Below are 17787 nucleotides of genomic sequence, written 5' to 3'. Positions count from 1 at the left end.
ACCCACACCCGGGGCTCTAGGCTCTCCGGCATGGCCGCGACCAGTGAGCAGGGCACCGGGGGCACCCGGCAGGCCGTCCGCTCGGACGGCGGTCTCCTGCTGTTCCGGGTCGCCGGCGTGCCCGTGCTGCTGGCGCCGTCCTGGTGGATCGGCTCGCTGGTCGTCGTCGTGCTCTACGCGCCGCTGGTCGGGCGGCTGCTCCCGGACGCCTCGACGCTGACGTCGTGGCTGCTGGCCGGCGCGTTCGCGCTGCTGCTGGGCCTGTCGGTGCTCGCCCACGAGCTCGGCCACTGCCTGGCCGCGCTGCGGCTGGGGATCCCGGTGCGGCGGCTGCGCCTGTTCCTGCTCGGCGGGCTGTCCGAAGTGGCCCGCACCCCGAAGCGGCCCGTCCACGAGGGCCTGGTCGCCGCGGCCGGCCCGGCGGTGTCGTTGCTGCTGGGCGGGTTCTGCGGCCTGCTGATGTTCGCCGTCCCGCCCGACGGCGCGGTCTGGATGCTGGTGGCCGAGTGCGCGGTGGCGAACCTCGCCGTCGGCGTGTTCAACCTGCTGCCCGGCCTGCCCCTGGACGGCGGGCGGCTGGTCCGCGCGGGCGTCTGGGCGGCGACGGGGATCCGCGCGAAGGGCACGCGTGCCGCGGTCGCCGGCGGCGCGGTCGTGGCCGCCGGGCTGCTCGTGTGGGCGCTGTGGGGCCTCGCGACCGGGAGCCCGGACCGCTGGCTGCGCTTGGGCGTCTGCGTCGTCACGGCGTGGTTCGTGATCCTCGGCGCGCGTTCGGAGCTGGCCGCGGAAGCGCGCCGCACCTGGCCGGAAGGGCTGGAGCTGGGCGAGCTGGTGCGGCCGGTGCTGCAGCTGCCCGCCGAGAGTCCGGTGTCGGACGCGCTGGCCGCGTCGGCGGGCCGGGGCGTGGTGCTGGTCCGAGCCGACGGCGTCGCCGCCGGGCTGCTCGACACGGGCGCGGCGGAGCGGCTCGCGGGCACGTCGCCGCACGCGCCGGCGGAGCTCGCGGCCGAGCCGATCCGGGCCGAGACGGTCCTGCTGGCTTCGGAGCCGGGGGAGGACGTCGTCGAGCGCGTCCGCGAAACCGCGGCGTGGCAGTTCCTGGTGGTCGACGACGAAGGCCGCCCGGCGGGCGTGCTGCGCCGGGACGACCTGCGCGCCGCGCTGAACCGCCGCTCTCGCTGAGACCCGCTGCGGCCACGGCCCGGGCGGCCTGCGAAGATCTGTCGTCGGCCATTCGGGGTACTGGAGGAAGTGTTGTCGGTCAGCGGACCGTTTCGCGCGGGTGATCGGGTGCAGTTGACCGACTCGAAGGGGCGCCACTACACCTTGACGCTGGCCGACGGCGGGGAGTACCACACCCACCGCGGCGGACTGGCCCACGACGACCTCATCGGCCGTCCCGAAGGCTCGGTGGTGACCTCGGCCGGCGGCTCGACGTACCTGGCGCTGCGCCCGCTGCTGCCGGACTACGTGCTCTCGATGCCGCGCGGCGCGCAGGTGATCTACCCGAAGGACGCCGCGCAGATCGTGATGTGGGGCGACATCTTCCCGGGCGCCCGCGTGCTCGAGGCCGGCGCCGGCTCCGGCGCGTTGACGTGCTCGCTGCTGCGCGCGGTCGGCTCGACCGGGCAGGTGAGCTCGTACGAGATCCGCGAGGACCACGCGGTGCACGCCGAGCACAACGTCGTGAAGTTCTTCGGCGAGAAGCCGGCGAACTGGTCGCTGACGGTCGCGGACCTGGCGACGCACGAGGGCGAGGTCGACCGGGTCGTGCTCGACATGCTGGCCCCGTGGGACCAGCTGCCGAACGTCGCCGCTCACCTCGTGCCGGGCGGGGTGCTGACGGTCTACGTCGCGACCGTGACGCAGCTTTCGCGCGTCACCGAGTCCCTGCGCGAGCAGCAGTGCTGGACCGAGCCCGAATCGTGGGAAACGCTGATGCGGCCGTGGCACGTGGTGGGCCTGGCGGTGCGCCCGGACCACCGGATGGTCGCGCACACGGCGTTCCTGCTCACCGCCCGGCGGCTCGCGGACGGCACCGTGTCCCCGCGCGTGTCGCGCCGGCCCAGCAAGGGCAAGGGCTGACCGGACACCCGGGGGCTTGACGGAGTCGTTCGGGACGGTCCGGGTGCCGGGCTAGCCCGGCACGCACCAGTGGCCGTTCTCCTTGTGCAGCGGGAAGGGCGTGTCCTTCGTCCCGCCCGCCGCTTCGACGTGCACCTTCGCCGTCGCCGACTCGCCGCGGACTTCCGGCGGCTCCTTGAGCGTCGCCGTCACCGGGCCGGCCGCGTCCCACGTCCGCTGCAGCCCCGCCAGGGCCTCCGCGCTCTGCGGGCGGCACGTCAGCTTGCCGAACGCCGCCGAGTCGTGCGCCCTGATCGCGTCGACGATCGCGCGGGCCAGCACGTTCACCGCCGCCGTGTCGACCGCGCTCGGCGCGGCGGAGACCGAGGTCCGGGTCGCCGGCGGAGGTGAATCCGACGGTGCGGGCGCGGAGCCGGACGGCGCGATCAGCAGCAGTCCCAGCACCACGCCCGCACCGGCCACGCCGAGCAGCACGAGCCCGGCGGCGAGCGTGCGGTTCACCGCCGGCGGGAGCTCACGAGCCGTCCGCCTTCACGTTGGACAGGCACCACAGGCCGGATTCCTTCTTGGCCGACATCGTGCCGACCTTGGTCTTGCTGCCGTCCGTGGCCGAGTAGCGCACGGTGGACCTGTCCCCGGTGTCCTGCGGCGCGCCGGACAGCTTGACCGTGACCTTCGGGATCTCGCCCGTGGTGCCCTCGAAGACGCTGCGGCAGATGGTGTCGGCCAGCGCCTTCTCGTCGCCGGCGTTGTAGGCGGCGATCGTCGTGTCGAAGAGCTCCTGCGAGCTGCCCTTGCCCGAGGGGGCGGGCCCACTGGCGGGCTTGCTGCCGGTGGTCGACGGCCGGGTGGGCGACGTGGTCTTGGGCTTCGAAGCGGACGTCTTCGGCGCGGACGTCGGCGCCGCCGAGCTGCTGCTGACGGGCGGGGCCGCGGTGTTGCCGTCGTCCCCGTTGGCCAGGACCAGCCACGTCACGCCGCCGCCGACGAGGACCACCGCGGCGGCCGCGATGCCGACGATGAGCCCGGTTTTCTTCTTCTTGGGCGGCGGAGCGTCACCGAAGCCGCCGCCGCCGTACGGGTCGTAGCCGCCGTAGTTCTGCGGCTGCTGCTGCCCCCACTGGTCCTGCTGCCCGTACTGGGGGTGGCCCTGCTGGGGCTGAGGGCCCGTCTGGGGCGGGTAACCGCCCTGCTGCGGCTGTCCGTACGGGTCGGGCCGGCCGAACTGCTGAGTGCCGTAGCCCGGCTGGGGCTGCGGTCCGCTCGGGGGGTAGCCGCCGGGCTGCTGGCCGTACGGCGGGGGCTGCTGCCCGTAGCCGCCGGGCTGCTGCCCGTAGCCGCCCGGTTGCTGCGGCGGGTAGGTCATGGGTGGTTCCCCCTAGCGTTCCTTCGACGGTGACCCCGGCCTTCGAGGCGGCCGACGTCGGCCCGATGCTAACCATCGCCCGGGGCCACCGCGCGGTTAGGGCGGAACTGGCCGGAATTGCCCGGCTCGGCCGAGGTTGGCGCCCTTCGGGACCGGGTACTCCCGACGTGCTTGGTTCGTCTTCGCCCGGTCAGGCCCGCGACGCGCCGGTGCCACGGCACCGAAATGGCCGCTTGCGCTGCGGGAATGTCCGTGCTGGACCAGGCGAGGAAACCGCGACGCGCCGATCTTGTGATCCGGAAAGGCCTTTTCTTGTCGGTGATCGCCGGTACCGTGGAATGAAAAGCACTCCGAGGAGGTGCCCGATGCATCATGACCTTCCCGGAGGTCGGCGCGAGGAGGCCGACCCTTCAGCAACATCCGGAGCTGGGACGACGGCGGACGAGCAGGCTCGGCAGATCCGTTTTCTCGAGGAGGAAGTGGCGCTGCTGCGCCGCAAACTGACCGACTCACCACGGCAGAACCGAGTTCTCGAACAGCGGCTCGCCGAGGCGTCGGAAAGGGTGAGCCAGCTCACCGAACGCAACACCAAACTGGTCGAAACCCTGCGTGAGGCCCGAGGACAGCTCCTCGCGCTGCGTGAGGAAGTCGACCGGCTGGCCCAGCCACCGTCCGGGTACGGCGTCTTCGTCGAGGCGTACGAGGACAACACGGTGGACGTCTTCACGGCCGGCCGGAAGATGCGGGTGTCGGTATCGCCCGCGGTCGAGCTCTCGTCGTTGCGCCGCGGCCAGGCGCTGCGGCTCAACGAGGCGCTCACCGTCGTCGAGGCCGGCGGCTTCGAACGCACCGGCGAGGTGTGTGCCCTGCGTGAGGTGCTCGCCGCCGACGTCGAGGGCGGCAGCCTTCGCGCGCTGGTGGTCGGGCACGCGGACGAGGAGCGGGTGGTCCTGCTCTCCGATCTGCTGGCCGAGCAGCCGCTCAAACCGGGCGACTCGCTCCTGGTCGACTCCAAGGCCGGCTACGCGTACGAGCGCGTGCCGAAGGCGGAGGTCGAGGATCTGGTGCTGGAGGAGGTGCCCGACGTCCGCTACGAGGACATCGGTGGCCTCACCCGGCAGATCGAGCAGATCCGCGACGCGGTGGAACTGCCGTTCCTGCACGCCGACCTGTACCAGGAGTACCAGCTGCGGCCGCCGAAGGGCGTCCTGCTGTACGGCCCGCCGGGCTGCGGCAAGACGCTCATCGCCAAGGCGGTCGCGAACTCGCTGGCCAAGAAGGTGGCCGCGGCCCGGGGCGACAACGAGGACGGGAAGTCCTACTTCCTGAACATCAAGGGTCCCGAGCTGCTCAACAAGTTCGTCGGGGAGACCGAGCGGCACATCCGCCTGATCTTCCAGCGAGCGCGGGAGAAGGCCTCCGAGGGCACCCCGGTGATCGTGTTCTTCGACGAGATGGACTCGATCTTCCGGACCCGTGGGTCGGGCGTTTCGTCCGACGTGGAAACCACGATCGTGCCCCAGCTGCTGTCGGAGATCGACGGTGTCGAAGGCCTGGAGAACGTCATCGTCATCGGCGCCTCCAACCGCGAGGACATGATCGACCCGGCGATCCTGCGGCCGGGCCGGCTCGACGTCAAGATCAAGATCGAGCGTCCGGACGCCGAAGGCGCGAAGGACATCTTCTCCAAGTACCTGGCCGAAGGCCTGCCGATCCACGCCGACGACCTCGCCGAGTTCGGCGGCGACGCCAAGGCGACGTTCGACGCGATGATCCAGCACACCGTCGAGCGGATGTACGAGGAGAGCGACGAGAACCGGTTCCTCGAGGTGACCTACGCCAACGGGGACAAGGAGGTCCTGTACTTCCGTGACTTCAACTCGGGCGCGATGATCCAGAACATCGTGGACCGGGCGAAGAAGTCGGCGATCAAGTCGGTGCTGGAGACCCAGCAGCCGGGTCTGCGCGTGCAGCACCTGCTCGACGCGATCGTCGACGAGTTCGCGGAGAACGAGGACCTGCCCAACACCACCAACCCGGACGACTGGGCCCGGATCTCCGGCAAGAAGGGCGAGCGGATCGTCTACATCCGCACGCTCGTCACCGGCAAGAACCAGGACTCGGGGCGGGCGATCGACACCGCCACGAACACCGGTCAGTACCTGTAGCAGTTCGAACGCCCGATGGGGCGGCCGCTTCGGCGACCGCCCCATCGGCGTGTCCGGCCATCGATGTGAGGTACATCACCGCCGAGCCAGTCTCGGTAATTGTGTATAACGACCTATACCGCTCGGGTTACGATGCCACCCATGGCTTGGGGGAAAGAACCGTGGCGCCGAGCGGTCGCGTACGTCGCGAGCCGCGTGGACGGACCGCCGCTGCCCGACGACCTCGACGTCACCGTGCACTTCCACCCGGACCGCCTGGTGGGAGCCGTGCCCTTGCTGCGCCATCTCGTCACGGACGGCGTCTACCGCTCGCAGTTCGAGACGGGCACGAGCAACGGCGGCCTGACCGCGCACGCCGGCGGCGACCGGTGGCGCTGGGAGCACCGCATCTTCGGCGGCGCCTACGACGACCTGCCGTCGTCGGCCCGGCCCAAGTACGGCTCGCTGAACTACCGCCGCCGGCCCGCGGGCGGGTCCGTCCGGTTCGGCTCGTCCCACCTGCGGCTGAAACGGGAAGTGCTGGCCCGCACGACGTTCTGCTACCCGGACAGCTTCGCCGAGCCGGACGACTTCGGCACCGCCGAGCACTTTCCGTTACTGCCGCTCGCCGAGGCGGACGTGCAGGACGAGCTCGACGACCACATCGAAGCGCACGTCCACGGCCCGCTCCGGCTCGCCACGGACGTCGAGGCACTAGTGCTGGACCCGGCGTTCCGCGGTACCGACGTCGAGGCGGCGGCCGCCGGCCTGCCGTTCCCGGCGTACTGGCACCACGGGTTCCGGCTGCCGGTCGAGGTGCTGGCCGAGCACGCGGACTTCCGGGGCGAGGACGTCGTGCGGGCCGGCAAGGAGATCGCCCAGGGCGGCCTGCTCGACGCGCGCGTCATCGGTGACGCCGTCCGCGCCGGCCGGCACGACCCCCAGGTGCTCAAGCGCGTCTGGCACTGCACCGCGCGGTTCGGGCTACGCGGTGACGCCGGCGGGTAGCAGCGCTTCGGTCAGCCGGCGCCAGTGCGGCATGGCCGAAGTGCCCGGCTCGATCCCGATGACCTGGACGCCCACGTGGTCGGCGCCCGCGTCGAGGTGGGCGCGCAGCTTGCCGGTGATCGTGTCGAGGTCGCCCCAGAACACCAGGTCGTCGACGAGCCGGTCGCTGCCGCGGCCGCCGTCGACGTCCGCTTCGGTGTAGCCGAGCCGCCGGAACTTCGCGACGTTGTACGGCGAGGTGAGGTACCTGTGCAGGTGCTCACGGGCGATCTCCCGCGCTTTGGCCGCGTCGGTTTCGAACAGCACGGCGTGCTCGACGCCGAGGAACGGGCCGGCGCCCAGGATTTCCCGCGCTCCGGCGGTGTGCTCCGGCGTCACGTGGTAGGTGTGCGCACCCGCCGACCGGTCCCGGGCCAGCTCCAGCATCTTCGGGCCGTACGCGGCGAGCAGGCGCCGGACCGGCGTTCGCGGCTCGGGGTTGACGCTCGTGATGGTGTCCAGTGCGTCGAGGTAGTCGTTCATCGCCCGCAGCGGCTTCGCGCCGGGCTTCCCGGCGCCGAAGCCGAGGCCGAGCAGGTGGCGGTCCGGGTAGGCGTCGGCCAGCAGCAGGGCCGCGCCGCGGGTCCAGCGCGGCTCGCGGGACCAGATCTGCGCGATGCCGTTGACGACGGTGAGACGTTCGGTGGCCGACAGCAGGAACCCGGCGTGCGTGAGGGCTTCCCGGCCGTTGCTTTCCGGGATCCAGATCGCCGGCCAGCCGAGTTCTTCCAGCTCCTGGACGGAATCGCGGATCAGGCCGGCCGGCTGGTCCTCGAAGTCGAACGTCCAGATCCCGTAGCGGCTCAGCCGCATGTTCTCGATCATACCCATAAATCGAAGTATCGCAGATTTGCGATATGAGTCAACCGCGTGTCCGCCGGAGACGGGGGAGGGGAGTGGTCAGAGGGTGTGGCCGAGGACCGCGACGAACTCGGCGATCCGGGCTTCGTCGCGCTTGTAGTGCGTCCACTTGCCGACGCGGGTCGCGCGCACCAGGCCGGCGCGCTGCAGCTCGGCCATGTAGGCCGACACGGTCGACTGCGCGAGCCCCGTCTTCTCCTGGATGTGGCTCACGCACACCCCGACCTCGACCGGGTCCGCGATGGCCCGCTCCACCGGGAAGTGCCGCGCGGGCTCCCGCAGCCACCGCAGCACCTGCAGCCGCACCGGGTTCGCGAGTGCCTTGAACACGTCGAGCAACTGCTCGACCTCCGGCTGGGATTCGGCGCGTGTCGTCATGGCTGGTACCGAGTATATCGACGTATAACGACCTATACTCACTGGCCGTGAGCGAAGAAACCCGCCGCCCTCGCGCGCCCATCACCGAATCCGACGTCCTGGCCTGGCTGGAGACGACGGCCGCCGCCGTCCAGGCGGGGGAGGTGAGCGCCCAGGAGCTCATCGACATCCTCGGGGAGCTGCGCCGCGCTTCGGCCGCTTGCGCCGACGCGTCCGACTGGGCCCTGCTGGCCGCCCGTGAAGGCGGCGCGAGCCTCCGTCAGATCGCGCCGGTCTTCGGCAAGGGGTACGTCCGGGCCCCGGCCGCGCGCCTGGAGAAGCTTCACCGCCAGGCCCAGAACGCCGACCAGTGGCTGGCCATCCTCCGGCACAAGCAGAGCGCGTGAACCGCATCGCGCTCGGCCTGGCCGCGCTGGGCCGGCCCGCCTACATCAACCTCGGCCGCGAGGGCGCGCTGCCGCCGGAACGGGACGTCGAATCCATGCGCTCCGCGACCTTCGCGGTGCTCGACGACGCCTACGCCGCGGGGATCCGGCACGTCGACGTCGCCCGCTCGTACGGGCGCTCGGAGGAGTTCCTGGCCGGCTGGCTCGCCGAACGCGGGCACCTCGACGTCGAGGTCTCCGGCAAGTGGGGCTACGCGTACGTGGGGGACTGGCGGCTCGACGCCGACGTGCACGAGGTGAAGGAGCACTCGGCGGCGCGGTTCGCGGCGCAGTGGGCGGAAACCCTGGCGTTGCTGGGGGATCGGGTCGGCCTGTACCAGGTGCATTCGCTCACTGTGGACAGTCCACTGTTCACCGACGAACCGCTGATCGAGGCACTGGCGGAGCTTTCCGCGAACGGCGTCGCGGTCGGGTTCTCGACGTCCGGGCCGGCGCAGGCGGCCGCGATCGAGCGGGCGTTCGCGCTGGAAGTGGCCGGACGGCCGGTGTTCTCGGCGGTGCAGTCGACGTGGAACCTCCTGGAGCCCTCCGCTGGACGTGCCCTCGAAGCGGCGCACGCGGCCGGAAACCGGGTCCTGGTCAAGGAAACCCTGGCCAACGGCCGGCTTGCGGTCGAGGCGCCGGCGGTGGTGCGGGAGATCGCCGCGGCGCACGGCACGGGGCCGGACGCGGTCGCCGTGGCCGCGGTGCTGGGACAGGACTGGGCGGACCGCGCGGTCATCGGCCCGGCGAGCCCGGCCCAGCTGGCGGCGAACCTCAGGGCCACCACGCTTGCCCTGAGCGCCGAGGAGCGAGGCGCGCTCGCGGACCTCGCCGAGAATCCGCAGGAGTACTGGCGACACCGGTCCTCGTTGCAGTGGGACTGAGCGGCTGCACTACCCTTCGCAGGCACGAAACCGACGACAGGAGGCCGGGTGCGTCATCGTCAGGTGGTCGCGTTGGCCGCCGTCGCGCTGGTGGGCCTGACGGCCTGCGAAGGGCCCGATCCGAACAACCTCGAGACGTACTACGACGATCCGGCGCCGACGTCCGCGCCGGTCACGACCGTCGAAACGCCGGTGAGCCCCGCGGAAGCCGTCCCGGTCACGCCGCCGGAACCCGATCCCGGTCTGCTCGCGGAGCCCGCGCTGCTGTCCGACGCGGACGTCGCGGAGGAAGGTGTGCAACCGGCCTCGAACGAGGTGGCGGGATGTCTGGCGGACGGGCCGTCGGCGGGGAGCCGGACGGCGACCTGGCGCTACCCCAGCGGGTCGGTGCTGAGCCACCGCGTCGTGGTGTTCCCGGACTCCTCGGCCGCCCAGGCTGTCGCGGATAACGAGTGCCCCCCTGGCAAGCTGGTGGGCGTTCCCGTCCAGCCCGGGGTCGAGCGGCAGCAGACCTGGAGCGACGGCAAGACCTGCACGGTGTTGCTGGCCAAGGGAGCGCTCGTGTCCGAGCTGACGGTCTCGGCGAGCACCGGGGCCCGCGCGGTGGACGCGGCGAAGCGGCTGCTGCCCGCGATGACGGCGAAGCTCGCGGCTCAGCCGTAGCGGCGGAACCACTCCTGGACGCCTTCGCGGCCGTCGGGGATGAAGGGGAGCTCGGGCGCCGGGTCGTCGATCCAGGCGCGGAGGTCCTCCAGGGGGATCCAGCGGCCTTCGACGATCTCTTCCGCCTGGTGGTGGATCGGACCGTCCCAGCGCACCTCGAAGGCGAAGTTGTGGCAACGGTTGTGGCCGTCGTCGTAGACCTTCGTGAACAGCGGGACGGGTTCCACCCCTTGGACACCCAGCTCTTCGGCCAGTTCGCGGCGGGCACAGTCGGCCGGTGACTCGCCGGCGGCGACCACGCCGCCGGCCCAGCAGTCCCAGGTCGAGGGGAAGACGTCCTTCGTGGCGGTGCGGAGGTGCACGTAGACGGCTTTCCCGTCACCCGAACGGACCAGCACGACACCCGCGGCGTGCCACAGTCCTTCGGCGCGGAGGCGGCTCCGGCGGGTCGCGCCGACGACCGAGCCCGCCTGGTCATAGAGCGCAACGAGTTCGTCACTGCCTGGCATGGGTGCATCGTTCCACTAGGACGACCCCGTAGGGTGGTGGACATGCGGCGGATCATGGGAACCGAAGTCGAGTACGGCATCTCCGTGCCGGGCGACGCGACGGCGAACCCGGTACTCACCTCGACCCAGGTCGTGCTGGCCTACGCGGCCGCGGCCGACATCCCGCGGGCCCGGCGGGCGCGGTGGGACTACGAGGTGGAGTCCCCGCTGCGGGACGCGCGCGGGTTCGACCTGACCGGCCCCGGCGGGCCGGGGCACGACCCGGACGTCGAGGACCTCGGGGCGGCGAACGTCATCCTGACCAACGGGGCGCGGTTGTACGTCGACCACGCGCACCCGGAGTACTCCGCGCCCGAGGTGACGAACGCGCGCGACGCGGTCATCTGGGACAAGGCGGGCGAGCGGGTGATGGAGGAGGCCGCGCTGAAGGCGGCGTCCGTACCCGGGCAGCCCCAGCTGCAGCTGTACAAGAACAACGTCGACGGCAAGGGCGCGAGCTACGGCACGCACGAGAACTACCTGTGCGCGCGCTCGACGCCGTTCACCGCGATCATCGCGGGGCTGACGCCGTTCTTCGTTTCGCGGCAGGTCGTCACCGGGTCCGGCCGGGTCGGGATCGGCCAGCAGAGCGAGGAAGCCGGGTTCCAGCTCTCCCAGCGTGCGGACTACATCGAGGTCGAGGTCGGCCTCGAGACGACGCTCAAGCGCGGGATCATCAACACCCGCGACGAGCCGCACGCGGACGCGGACAAGTACCGGCGGCTGCACGTCATCATCGGTGACGCGAACATGTCGGAGTACTCGACGTACCTGAAGGTCGGGACGACGGCGCTGATCCTCGACCTGATCGAGTCCGGCATCCGGTTCGACGACCTGAAGCTGGACGAGCCGGTCAAGGCCGTCCACCAGATCAGCCACGACCCGACGCTGAAGGCGCAGGTGGCGCTGGCGAACGGGAAGAAGTACTCCGGGCTGGACCTGCAGTTCGCCTACCACGAGATCGCGTCGCAGAACCTGGAGCGCACCGGCGCGGACCAGGCCTCGAAGGAGGTCCTGCGGGTCTGGGGCGAGGTCCTGGACGCGCTGGCGCGCGACCCGCAGGAGTGCGCGGACCGGCTGGACTGGCCGGCGAAGCTGCGCCTGCTGGAGGGCTACCGGCAGCGGGACCAGCTGGCCTGGGGCGCGCCGCGGCTGCGGCTGGTCGACCTGCAGTACTCCGACGTGCGGCTGGCGAAGGGCCTGTACAACCGGCTCGTCACGCGCGGGTCGATGAAGCGGCTGGTGACCGAGGAAGAGGTGCTGGCCGCGGTGACGACGCCGCCGTCGGACACGCGGGCCTACTTCCGGGGCCGGGCGCTGGAGAAGTACGCGACCTCGATCGCGGCGGCCTCGTGGGATTCGGTCATCTTCGACGTCGGCAAGGAGTCGCTGGTGCGGATCCCGACGCTGGAGCCGCTGCGGGGGACGAAGGCGCACGTCGGCAAGCTGCTGGACGAGTCGGCGACAGCTGAAGACCTGGTGGAGGCGCTCACCGGTTCGGACTAGGCGGGACGCACCAGCGATCGCGGCGTGACCCCGAATGTCGGGGCCGCTGGGTAGGCTAGGAAACATCAGCCACACCGGGAGGCGAGATGGCCCAGGAAAAGATCGAAAAGCACGGCGGCGGCGACTCCGACGAGGAGTTCGACGACACCGGCGCGGCGGGTCAGGAGCGGCGCGAGAAGCTCGGCGAGGACGTCGACACGATCCTCGACGAGATCGACGACGTGCTCGAGGAAAACGCCGAGGACTTCGTCCGGGCCTATGTGCAGAAGGGCGGCGAGTAGCCGCTCGGGGCGCTGCGCCCCAGCCGACCGTTCAGCCGGCGGCCGGGGTTCCGCGTGGAGGCGACCGTGGTCCGGTGGGCCGGGGTCGCCCGGCGCGGGGCCTGCGGCCCGCACAGATGGGATTTTTGAGCACGTATGGACAACACCAGGGGCATCTCGGGTCCCGCGCTGCCGGCCGCGTACTTCTCGTCGGCGACGTCGTCGTTTTCGGACTTCTTGCGGGTACAGGCGCCGGAACTGCTTCCGGAGCGACGGGTGGGCAACGGCGTCGCGGACCTGGGCGTGCCGCACGGCACGACGATCGTCGCGCTGACCTTCGCGGGCGGCGTGCTGATCGCGGGTGACCGGCGGGCGACGTCGGGCAACCTGATCGCGAGCCGCGACATCGAGAAGGTGCACGTCACCGACGAGTACTCGGCGGTCGGCATCGCGGGCACGGCCGGGCTGGCCGTGGAGATGGTGCGGCTGTACGCGGTGGAGCTCGCGCACTACGAGAAGATCGAAGGCGTTTCGCTGTCGCTGGACGGCAAGACGAACAAGCTGGCCGGGATGGTCAAGGCGAACCTCGAGATGGCGATGGCCGGGCTGGCGGCGATCCCGTTGTTCGTCGGGTACGACCTGGAAGCCGAGGACGCGAAGCACGCGGGCCGGATCGTGTCGTACGACGCCGCGGGCGGGCGCTACGAGGAGAACGGCGGCTACGCGGGCATCGGCTCGGGTTCGCTGTTCGCGAAATCCGCGCTGAAGAAGCTGCACGACCCGGACGCCGACGTCGAAGGCGCCACGCGAGTGGCGGTCGAGGCGCTGTACGACGCGGCGGACGACGACACCGCCTCGGGCGGGCCCGACCTGGTGCGCCGGATCTTCCCGAGCGTCGTGACGATCACCGCGGAGCACGGGGCCGTGCAGCTGTCCGAGCGGGAGACGGCCGCGGTCGCGGAGGCCGTGGTGGCCGGGCGGATCGAGCGCCAGCAGCGCCGGCTGTCGTGACTCCGGAGCTGAACCAGTGAACGTTGGAACACCGAAAGACCTGGAGCGCACACCGTGACGATGCCGTTGTATGCCTCTCCCGAGCAGCTGATGCGGGAGCGTTCCGAGCTGGCGCGCAAGGGCATCGCGCGCGGCCGGAGCGTGGTGGTGCTGAAGTACGCGGGCGGCGTGCTGTTCGTGGCGGAGAACCCGTCGGCGACCCTGCACAAGGTGTCCGAGATCTACGACCGGATCGGGTTCGCCGCCGTCGGGCGCTACAGCGAGTTCGAGAACCTGCGGGTGGCCGGCATCCGGCACGCGGACCTCAAGGGGTACCAGTACGACCGGCGTGACGTGAGCGCGCGGGCGCTGGCGAACGCGTACGCGGCGACGCTGGGCAGCATCTTCACCGAGCAGCTGAAGCCGTTCGAGGTCGAGGTCTGCGTGGCGGAGGTCGGGGCGAGCGCGGCGGAGGACCAGCTGTACCGGCTGACCTACGACGGGTCGATCTTCGACGAGCCGCAGTACATCGTGATGGGTGGCCAGAACGAGAAGATCGCGGCGAAGCTGAAGGAGACGTTCGAGGACGGCCTGGAGCTGCAGGCGGCGCTGGGGCTGGCGGTCGCGGCCCTGCGCACGCCGACCCAGCCGGCGCCGACGGCGTCTTCGTCGGCCGGTTCTTCTTCGTCCTCGTCTTCGGCGGCGAGCTCGGCGGCGAACGGCAACGGCGAGACCGACCCGCCGATCAAGCTGGAGGTGGCGGTCCTGGACCGCGACCGCCCGCGGCGCGCGTTCCGCCGCCTGACGGGCACGGCGCTGGACTCGCTGCTGCCGGTGCCGGACCCGCAGGGCGAGGAACCGGAGAGCAAGCCGGAAGGCGAGTAGGACTTCGCGAAGGCGGGGGCGTGGTCGGTGACCGCGCCCCCGCCTTCGTCATGCGGGCCGGCGGGCGAAGGCGAGCAGATGAGCGCTGACGTGGACGAGGTGCGGGTCCCGCTCGCCGATCCGGGCGGCGCGCAGGGCGGGTTCGACGAGTTCGTCGAACCGTGAGAGCCCGGCCGCGTCGAGCGCGGGCCACGAAGGACCTTCGACGCCGAAGACGGCTGTCCCGGTGAAGCCCGCGGCGGCGACTTCGTCGTGGAGTTCGGTCGCCGTGTGCCAGTGCGTGGCGACGAAGCCCGCGTGGCCGTCGTAGGCGCCGGTCTCGATGACCGTGCGGACCGGGCCGACGTGGCCGGGGGTGAGCGTGCCGGCGGCACCGGTCTCCAGCAGGGAGAGGTACCGGCTGATCCCCGCCGCGGCGAGCAGGCCTCCCGGGCGCAGCACGCGCCGGGCTTCGGCCAGCGCGCGAGCACGGTCGCCGGCGCCGGTGAGGTGGTAGAGCGGGCCGAGCAGCAGGACGACGTCGTAGGTGGCTTCGGCCGCGCCGAGGTCGCGCGCGTCGCCGGTCGAGGCCGTGACGCCGGGCAGTGCCGCCGCTCGGGCGACGTGGGCCGGGACGAGGTCGACCAGGTGCACCGGGTGCCCGTCGGCGGCCAGCCAGGTGGCGTGGACGCCGGTGCCGCCACCGACGTCGAGGACGCGGGCACCGGCGATGAGGTGCCGGCGGAGCAGTTCCCGCGTGCGCAGGTACTCCAGGCGGCCGTGCGGGGTGCGGGTGAGCCGGTCGTCTTCGGCGGGGCCGGTGGCGTAGTGCGTCGCGAGGTCCATGCTCCAAGATCGCAGGCCCGGCAACCGGATTTCAGGACGTCGCGGGTGCGGCCCGGAAGCTCTGGTCGGCGAAGGCCAGCAGGTACGGCAGTGTCGCCCGGGCCGTGTGCCAGGTGTGGTTGAAGCCGCGTTCGGCGTGGACCACCGCTTCCTGGCCGCGGGCGTGGAGGGCGTCGGCGATGCGGTGGGCCGTGGTGACGTCGGTGGGTGCTCCGGTGCCCACCGCGAGCATCACCGAGATCGGCGCCGGAAAGCTCATCGCGGGCAGGTAGCGGCGCGGGGTGTTGGCGGCGATGGCCGCCCGGTCGCCGCCGAGGATGCCGACCGAGTCGTTGAGGTCGTCGTACGGCAGGGCGATCAGCAGGGTGCCGAACTCGTCGACGTGGTGCAGGCCGATGTTGAGCGCCCCGAAGCCGCCGCCGGACATGCCGCCCAGCGCCCGGTGGCCGCGGTCGGCGAGGGTGCGGTAGCGCTGGTCGATCGCCGGGACCACCGTGCGGGCGAGGTAGGTCTCCAGCTGCGGGCCGCCCGGGACGTCGAGGCATTCCCAGTCGGTGGCGGGGTTTCCGGCGGTCAGGTCGACGCTGACCACGATCATCGGCCCGATCACGCCGCCCCGCTGCAGGGCGAGCAGGGTGCCCGGGGCGTCGCCGGAGGTCAGCCAGTCGCGGGGACCGCCGAACGGGTAGCCGTGGATCAGGTAGACGACCGGGTAACGGCGGGCCGCGTCGGCGTCGTACCCGGGCGGCAGGATGACGTAGTTGCTGCCCGACGGGACGCCGTGGGCCGGGTCGGGCAGGTTCACGACGTCGATGCGCTGGCCGGCGGCCGCGGTACCCGCGCCCGGGTGGGGTGCGGACGGCGCTGCGTCACCGTCGTCGAGCAGGCGCCCGGCGAGGTTGACGACGCCGGGGCCGCGTTGCAGCAGGCGGGCGAGGTCGTCGGAGGTGCGGACGTACCCGACGTAGCTGTTCAGGGCAGTGACTGCCGCGAGCAGCAGCAGGACGCCGAAGGCGGTGCAGCCCCAGCGGCGCACCCGGCGCCGGTGCCACACCGCGATGACGGCGGCGAGGACCGCGACGGCGGCCGAGGCGAGGGCGAGCCAGATGAGCGGGGACTCGAACGGGCCGATGTCGCGGGCGCGCGCGGTGATGTCGCCGGGCAGCACCGGGTCGGTGGCGGCCCGGTGGAGGCCGCTCGCCAGGCCGTGCCCGCCCATTCGATCCCCGCTCGTCCCCGGTTCGCGGGCAGGATCGCCCGCATCTCGATCAAGACGCTAGCCAGGGACGGCTGTGGGTTCGTTGAGAGAAAGTAAAGAGATCTCAAGGACGGTAGATGGTCAGGGCGCTGGGCCTCGACCGGAAGCGGAACCGGGTACCGAGCGGGCCGACCTCGCCGTCGGTCGCGAGGCGGCGGTGGCCGTCCAGCAGCTCGACGTCCAGCTCCGCCACGTCGAGCTCCTGGTAGACGTGGCTGGCCGCCAGGCTGCGGGTGACCATCGCCAGCAGGAACCGGGCCCGCGAGTAGGGCAGGTCGGCGCGCAGGTAGCGGACGTCGAGCAGGCCGGTGTCGAGCGCGGGCCGCCGGCTGGGTGCGAAGCCCTTCGGCGCGTACGTGCCGTTGCCGACGAACAGCAGCCAGACCTGGGTGAGCTTGCCGTTGAGCCGCACGGTCAGCGGCTTGGCGTGGCGCAGCGACCGGGTCAGCGCGATCGCGGCCGAGGGCCACTTGGGGTGCTTTTCCTGCAGCTTCTCGCGCAGCCGGACCATCTCCGGATAGCCGCCGAGGCTGGCGGTGTTGACGAACCAGCGGTGCGCCGTGTCGCCGTCCGCCTCCGTGATCTCGACTTCGCCCAGGTCGATGCCGACGGCGTTGCCGATCTCGGTCGCCGCGTCCGCGTCGGGCATGGAGGTGACACCGATGTCGCGGGCGAAGTGGTTGAGCGTGCCCGCCGGGATCAGCGCGAGCGGCAGGTCGCGTTCCGCGGCGACCGCGGCGACCGCGGCCACGGTGCCGTCACCGCCCGCGACACCGAGCGCGCGGACCGTCCCGCGGGCGTCGATCTCGCTTTCGAGCTGGGCGATCAGGTTCCGGTCGGGGTCCGGGTAGAGGATCTCGGCCTTGGGCCAGGCGTGCCGGGCGTCTTCGGTCGGGTCCTGGCCGTCGATGCCGGACTTCGGGTTGACCAGCACGAGCATGTCGTCGCCGTCGATCATCTCGGGCGCGTCCGCGTCGTGGGCGGTGCGGCCCGGGACGTCGTCGTGCAGCGGCCACCAGTGCCGGGTCGCCAGGCCCACGCCGACCCCGATGCCCAGGCCGACGCCGACGTCGGAGGGCCAGTGGACGCCGGTGTGGACGCGGGAGTAGGCGACGGCCAGTGCGAGGGGCGCGACGGCGAGACCGGCGCGCGGCGACTCCATCGCCACGGCCGTCGCGAAGGCCGCCGCGGAGGCCGAGTGGCCGGACGGGAACGACGACGACGTCGGGCGTTTCCGCAGGCGGCGGTGCATGGGCATCTCTTCCTCGGCCGGGCGGCGGCGGGGGAAGAGCGGCTTGCCGATGAGGTTCGCCGCGGCGCTGGCTCCGGCGATCGCGACGACGCCGCGCAGCGCGGCCCGGCGTGTCGGGCCCTTCCGCACCGCCAGCAGCGCGGCGACGCCCCACCAGAGGCGGGACTTGTTCGCCGATCTCGACAGCGCCATCAGCGCGTCGTCGGCTTTCGTGGCCGGGAGGGCGGCGCTGCGGCGCATGAGGACGCGGTCGGTCCGCCCGACCCGCCGGAAGGCCTGGATGAGCTGGTGTGACAAGGAGTCGCCTTCCCCAAGTAGTCAAGAGCAGTGCTCCAATCGTGCCTGAATCGGGGAGTTTTCACCGTCTGTGGCACACCGGGGGCGTGTCGACGCCCGAACGGCGC

Annotated in this window: 19 protein-coding genes; 11 read left to right on the top strand and 8 right to left on the bottom strand. The window is 71.9% G+C overall.

The genetic code is table 11. The features are described from left to right. The first annotated feature begins 30 nt into the window (after nucleotides 1-30). Both ACZ4TR_RS10240 and ACZ4TR_RS10235 read left to right on the top strand, forming a co-directional pair. The gene (locus tag ACZ4TR_RS10240) at nucleotides 31-1182 is read left to right on the top strand and encodes a site-2 protease family protein (protein ID WP_364520267.1); all 1152 of its coding nucleotides are present in this window, start codon (nucleotides 31-33) and stop codon (nucleotides 1180-1182) included. A gap of 72 nt (nucleotides 1183-1254) precedes the next feature. Further along, nucleotides 1255-2085 (top strand): tRNA (adenine-N1)-methyltransferase, encoded by an 831-nt coding sequence (locus tag ACZ4TR_RS10235; RefSeq protein ID WP_364520269.1) that lies wholly within the window; start codon nucleotides 1255-1257, stop codon nucleotides 2083-2085. Nucleotides 2086-2136: 51 nt separating this feature from the next. On the opposite strand, the gene ACZ4TR_RS10230 is transcribed toward ACZ4TR_RS10235, so the two are convergent. After that, entirely contained in the window at nucleotides 2137-2586 is a 450-nt protein-coding gene (locus ACZ4TR_RS10230) for a hypothetical protein (RefSeq protein ID WP_465286740.1), read from the bottom strand. Nucleotides 2587-2599: 13 nt separating this feature from the next. Beyond that, nucleotides 2600-3451: a hypothetical protein gene (locus ACZ4TR_RS10225; protein ID WP_465286739.1), complete on the bottom strand. Its 852-nt coding sequence runs from the start codon at nucleotides 3449-3451 to the stop codon at nucleotides 2600-2602. 365 nt (nucleotides 3452-3816) lie between these two features. Here ACZ4TR_RS10225 and arc point away from each other — a divergent pair, with 365 nt between their 5' ends. Together arc and ACZ4TR_RS10215 are read left to right on the top strand one after the other, a co-directional pair. Continuing rightward, nucleotides 3817-5619, top strand: a complete 1803-nt coding sequence (gene arc / locus ACZ4TR_RS10220; protein ID WP_155544114.1) for a proteasome ATPase — start codon at nucleotides 3817-3819, stop codon at nucleotides 5617-5619. 141 nt (nucleotides 5620-5760) lie between these two features. Continuing rightward, nucleotides 5761-6606, top strand: a complete 846-nt coding sequence (locus ACZ4TR_RS10215) for a DUF3626 domain-containing protein (RefSeq protein WP_465286738.1) — start codon at nucleotides 5761-5763, stop codon at nucleotides 6604-6606. Here ACZ4TR_RS10215 and ACZ4TR_RS10210 read toward each other — a convergent pair. After that, nucleotides 6583-7476 (bottom strand): TIGR03620 family F420-dependent LLM class oxidoreductase, encoded by an 894-nt coding sequence (locus ACZ4TR_RS10210; protein ID WP_465286737.1) that lies wholly within the window; start codon nucleotides 7474-7476, stop codon nucleotides 6583-6585. The two genes, ACZ4TR_RS10215 and ACZ4TR_RS10210, sit on opposite strands and share 24 nt — an antisense overlap. A gap of 69 nt (nucleotides 7477-7545) precedes the next feature. Further along, the gene (locus tag ACZ4TR_RS10205; protein WP_364520279.1) at nucleotides 7546-7884 is read right to left on the bottom strand and encodes an ArsR/SmtB family transcription factor; all 339 of its coding nucleotides are present in this window, start codon (nucleotides 7882-7884) and stop codon (nucleotides 7546-7548) included. Between the two features lie 47 nt (nucleotides 7885-7931). On the opposite strand from ACZ4TR_RS10205, the gene ACZ4TR_RS10200 reads away from it, so the two are divergent. The 3 genes from ACZ4TR_RS10200 to ACZ4TR_RS10190 are packed head-to-tail and all read left to right on the top strand — an operon-like array spanning nucleotide 7932 to nucleotide 9859. Beyond that, nucleotides 7932-8270, top strand: coding sequence for a hypothetical protein (locus tag ACZ4TR_RS10200; protein ID WP_465286736.1), 339 nt, complete (start codon nucleotides 7932-7934; stop codon nucleotides 8268-8270). Further along, a complete protein-coding gene (locus ACZ4TR_RS10195; RefSeq protein WP_465286735.1) occupies nucleotides 8267-9196 on the top strand; it encodes an aldo/keto reductase in 930 nt (309 codons plus the stop codon). The genes ACZ4TR_RS10200 and ACZ4TR_RS10195 overlap by 4 nt, the downstream gene beginning before the upstream one ends. 48 nt (nucleotides 9197-9244) lie before the next feature. Next, complete coding sequence (locus tag ACZ4TR_RS10190) at nucleotides 9245-9859, top strand: hypothetical protein (protein WP_465286734.1); 615 nt, start codon at nucleotides 9245-9247, stop codon at nucleotides 9857-9859. On the opposite strand, the gene ACZ4TR_RS10185 is transcribed toward ACZ4TR_RS10190, so the two are convergent. Continuing rightward, nucleotides 9850-10368: an NUDIX domain-containing protein gene (locus ACZ4TR_RS10185; RefSeq protein ID WP_364520287.1), complete on the bottom strand. Its 519-nt coding sequence runs from the start codon at nucleotides 10366-10368 to the stop codon at nucleotides 9850-9852. The genes ACZ4TR_RS10190 and ACZ4TR_RS10185 overlap by 10 nt on opposite strands. Nucleotides 10369-10410: 42 nt before the next feature. Here ACZ4TR_RS10185 and dop point away from each other — a divergent pair, with 42 nt between their 5' ends. From dop to prcA, 4 genes are all read left to right on the top strand, one after another. After that, nucleotides 10411-11913, top strand: coding sequence for a depupylase/deamidase Dop (gene dop, locus ACZ4TR_RS10180; RefSeq protein ID WP_364520289.1), 1503 nt, complete (start codon nucleotides 10411-10413; stop codon nucleotides 11911-11913). Nucleotides 11914-11999: 86 nt separating this feature from the next. Continuing rightward, a complete protein-coding gene (locus tag ACZ4TR_RS10175) occupies nucleotides 12000-12194 on the top strand; it encodes a ubiquitin-like protein Pup (RefSeq protein WP_013226725.1) in 195 nt (64 codons plus the stop codon). 135 nt (nucleotides 12195-12329) lie between these two features. Next, the gene (gene prcB, locus ACZ4TR_RS10170; RefSeq protein ID WP_364520291.1) at nucleotides 12330-13184 is read left to right on the top strand and encodes a proteasome subunit beta; all 855 of its coding nucleotides are present in this window, start codon (nucleotides 12330-12332) and stop codon (nucleotides 13182-13184) included. 54 nt (nucleotides 13185-13238) lie between these two features. Beyond that, nucleotides 13239-14048, top strand: a complete 810-nt coding sequence (prcA, locus tag ACZ4TR_RS10165; RefSeq protein WP_465286733.1) for a proteasome subunit alpha — start codon at nucleotides 13239-13241, stop codon at nucleotides 14046-14048. Nucleotides 14049-14096: 48 nt separating this feature from the next. On the opposite strand, the gene ACZ4TR_RS10160 is transcribed toward prcA, so the two are convergent. The 3 genes from ACZ4TR_RS10160 to ACZ4TR_RS10150 all read right to left on the bottom strand — a co-directional run bounded on the left by ACZ4TR_RS10160 (nucleotide 14097) and on the right by ACZ4TR_RS10150 (nucleotide 17623). Then, entirely contained in the window at nucleotides 14097-14873 is a 777-nt protein-coding gene (locus ACZ4TR_RS10160; protein ID WP_465286732.1) for a class I SAM-dependent methyltransferase, read from the bottom strand. 31 nt (nucleotides 14874-14904) lie between these two features. Continuing rightward, nucleotides 14905-16092, bottom strand: coding sequence for an alpha/beta hydrolase (locus ACZ4TR_RS10155; protein ID WP_465286731.1), 1188 nt, complete (start codon nucleotides 16090-16092; stop codon nucleotides 14905-14907). A 103-nt stretch (nucleotides 16093-16195) separates the two neighbouring features. Continuing rightward, entirely contained in the window at nucleotides 16196-17623 is a 1428-nt protein-coding gene (locus ACZ4TR_RS10150) for a phosphatase PAP2 family protein (protein ID WP_465287336.1), read from the bottom strand. Nucleotides 17624-17787 lie beyond the last annotated feature (164 nt).

It is taken from the genome of Amycolatopsis sp. NPDC028719 (assembly GCF_055565395.1).
The sequence above is the reverse complement of the archived record's forward strand: the minus strand, read 5'-3'. Positions and strand labels throughout refer to the sequence as shown.

Bases quoted from the DNA above. Each gene is read 5' to 3' on its own strand.
- ACZ4TR_RS10175 (WP_013226725.1), top strand. From the start codon at position 12,000: ATGGCCCAGGAAAAGATCGAAAAGCACGGCGGCGGCGACTCCGACGAG.
- ACZ4TR_RS10205 (WP_364520279.1), bottom strand. From the start codon at position 7,884: ATGACGACACGCGCCGAATCCCAGCCGGAGGTCGAGCAGTTGCTCGAC.
- ACZ4TR_RS10185 (WP_364520287.1), bottom strand. From the start codon at position 10,368: ATGCCAGGCAGTGACGAACTCGTTGCGCTCTATGACCAGGCGGGCTCG.
- ACZ4TR_RS10150 (WP_465287336.1), bottom strand. From the start codon at position 17,623: ATGCGCCGCAGCGCCGCCCTCCCGGCCACGAAAGCCGACGACGCGCTG.
- ACZ4TR_RS10210 (WP_465286737.1), bottom strand. From the start codon at position 7,476: ATGGGTATGATCGAGAACATGCGGCTGAGCCGCTACGGGATCTGGACG.
- ACZ4TR_RS10160 (WP_465286732.1), bottom strand. From the start codon at position 14,873: ATGGACCTCGCGACGCACTACGCCACCGGCCCCGCCGAAGACGACCGG.
- arc (WP_155544114.1), top strand. From the start codon at position 3,817: ATGCATCATGACCTTCCCGGAGGTCGGCGCGAGGAGGCCGACCCTTCA.
- prcB (WP_364520291.1), top strand. From the start codon at position 12,330: ATGGACAACACCAGGGGCATCTCGGGTCCCGCGCTGCCGGCCGCGTAC.
- ACZ4TR_RS10215 (WP_465286738.1), top strand. From the start codon at position 5,761: ATGGCTTGGGGGAAAGAACCGTGGCGCCGAGCGGTCGCGTACGTCGCG.
- ACZ4TR_RS10155 (WP_465286731.1), bottom strand. From the start codon at position 16,092: ATGGGCGGGCACGGCCTGGCGAGCGGCCTCCACCGGGCCGCCACCGAC.
- ACZ4TR_RS10240 (WP_364520267.1), top strand. From the start codon at position 31: ATGGCCGCGACCAGTGAGCAGGGCACCGGGGGCACCCGGCAGGCCGTC.
- dop (WP_364520289.1), top strand. From the start codon at position 10,411: ATGCGGCGGATCATGGGAACCGAAGTCGAGTACGGCATCTCCGTGCCG.
- ACZ4TR_RS10225 (WP_465286739.1), bottom strand. From the start codon at position 3,451: ATGACCTACCCGCCGCAGCAACCGGGCGGCTACGGGCAGCAGCCCGGC.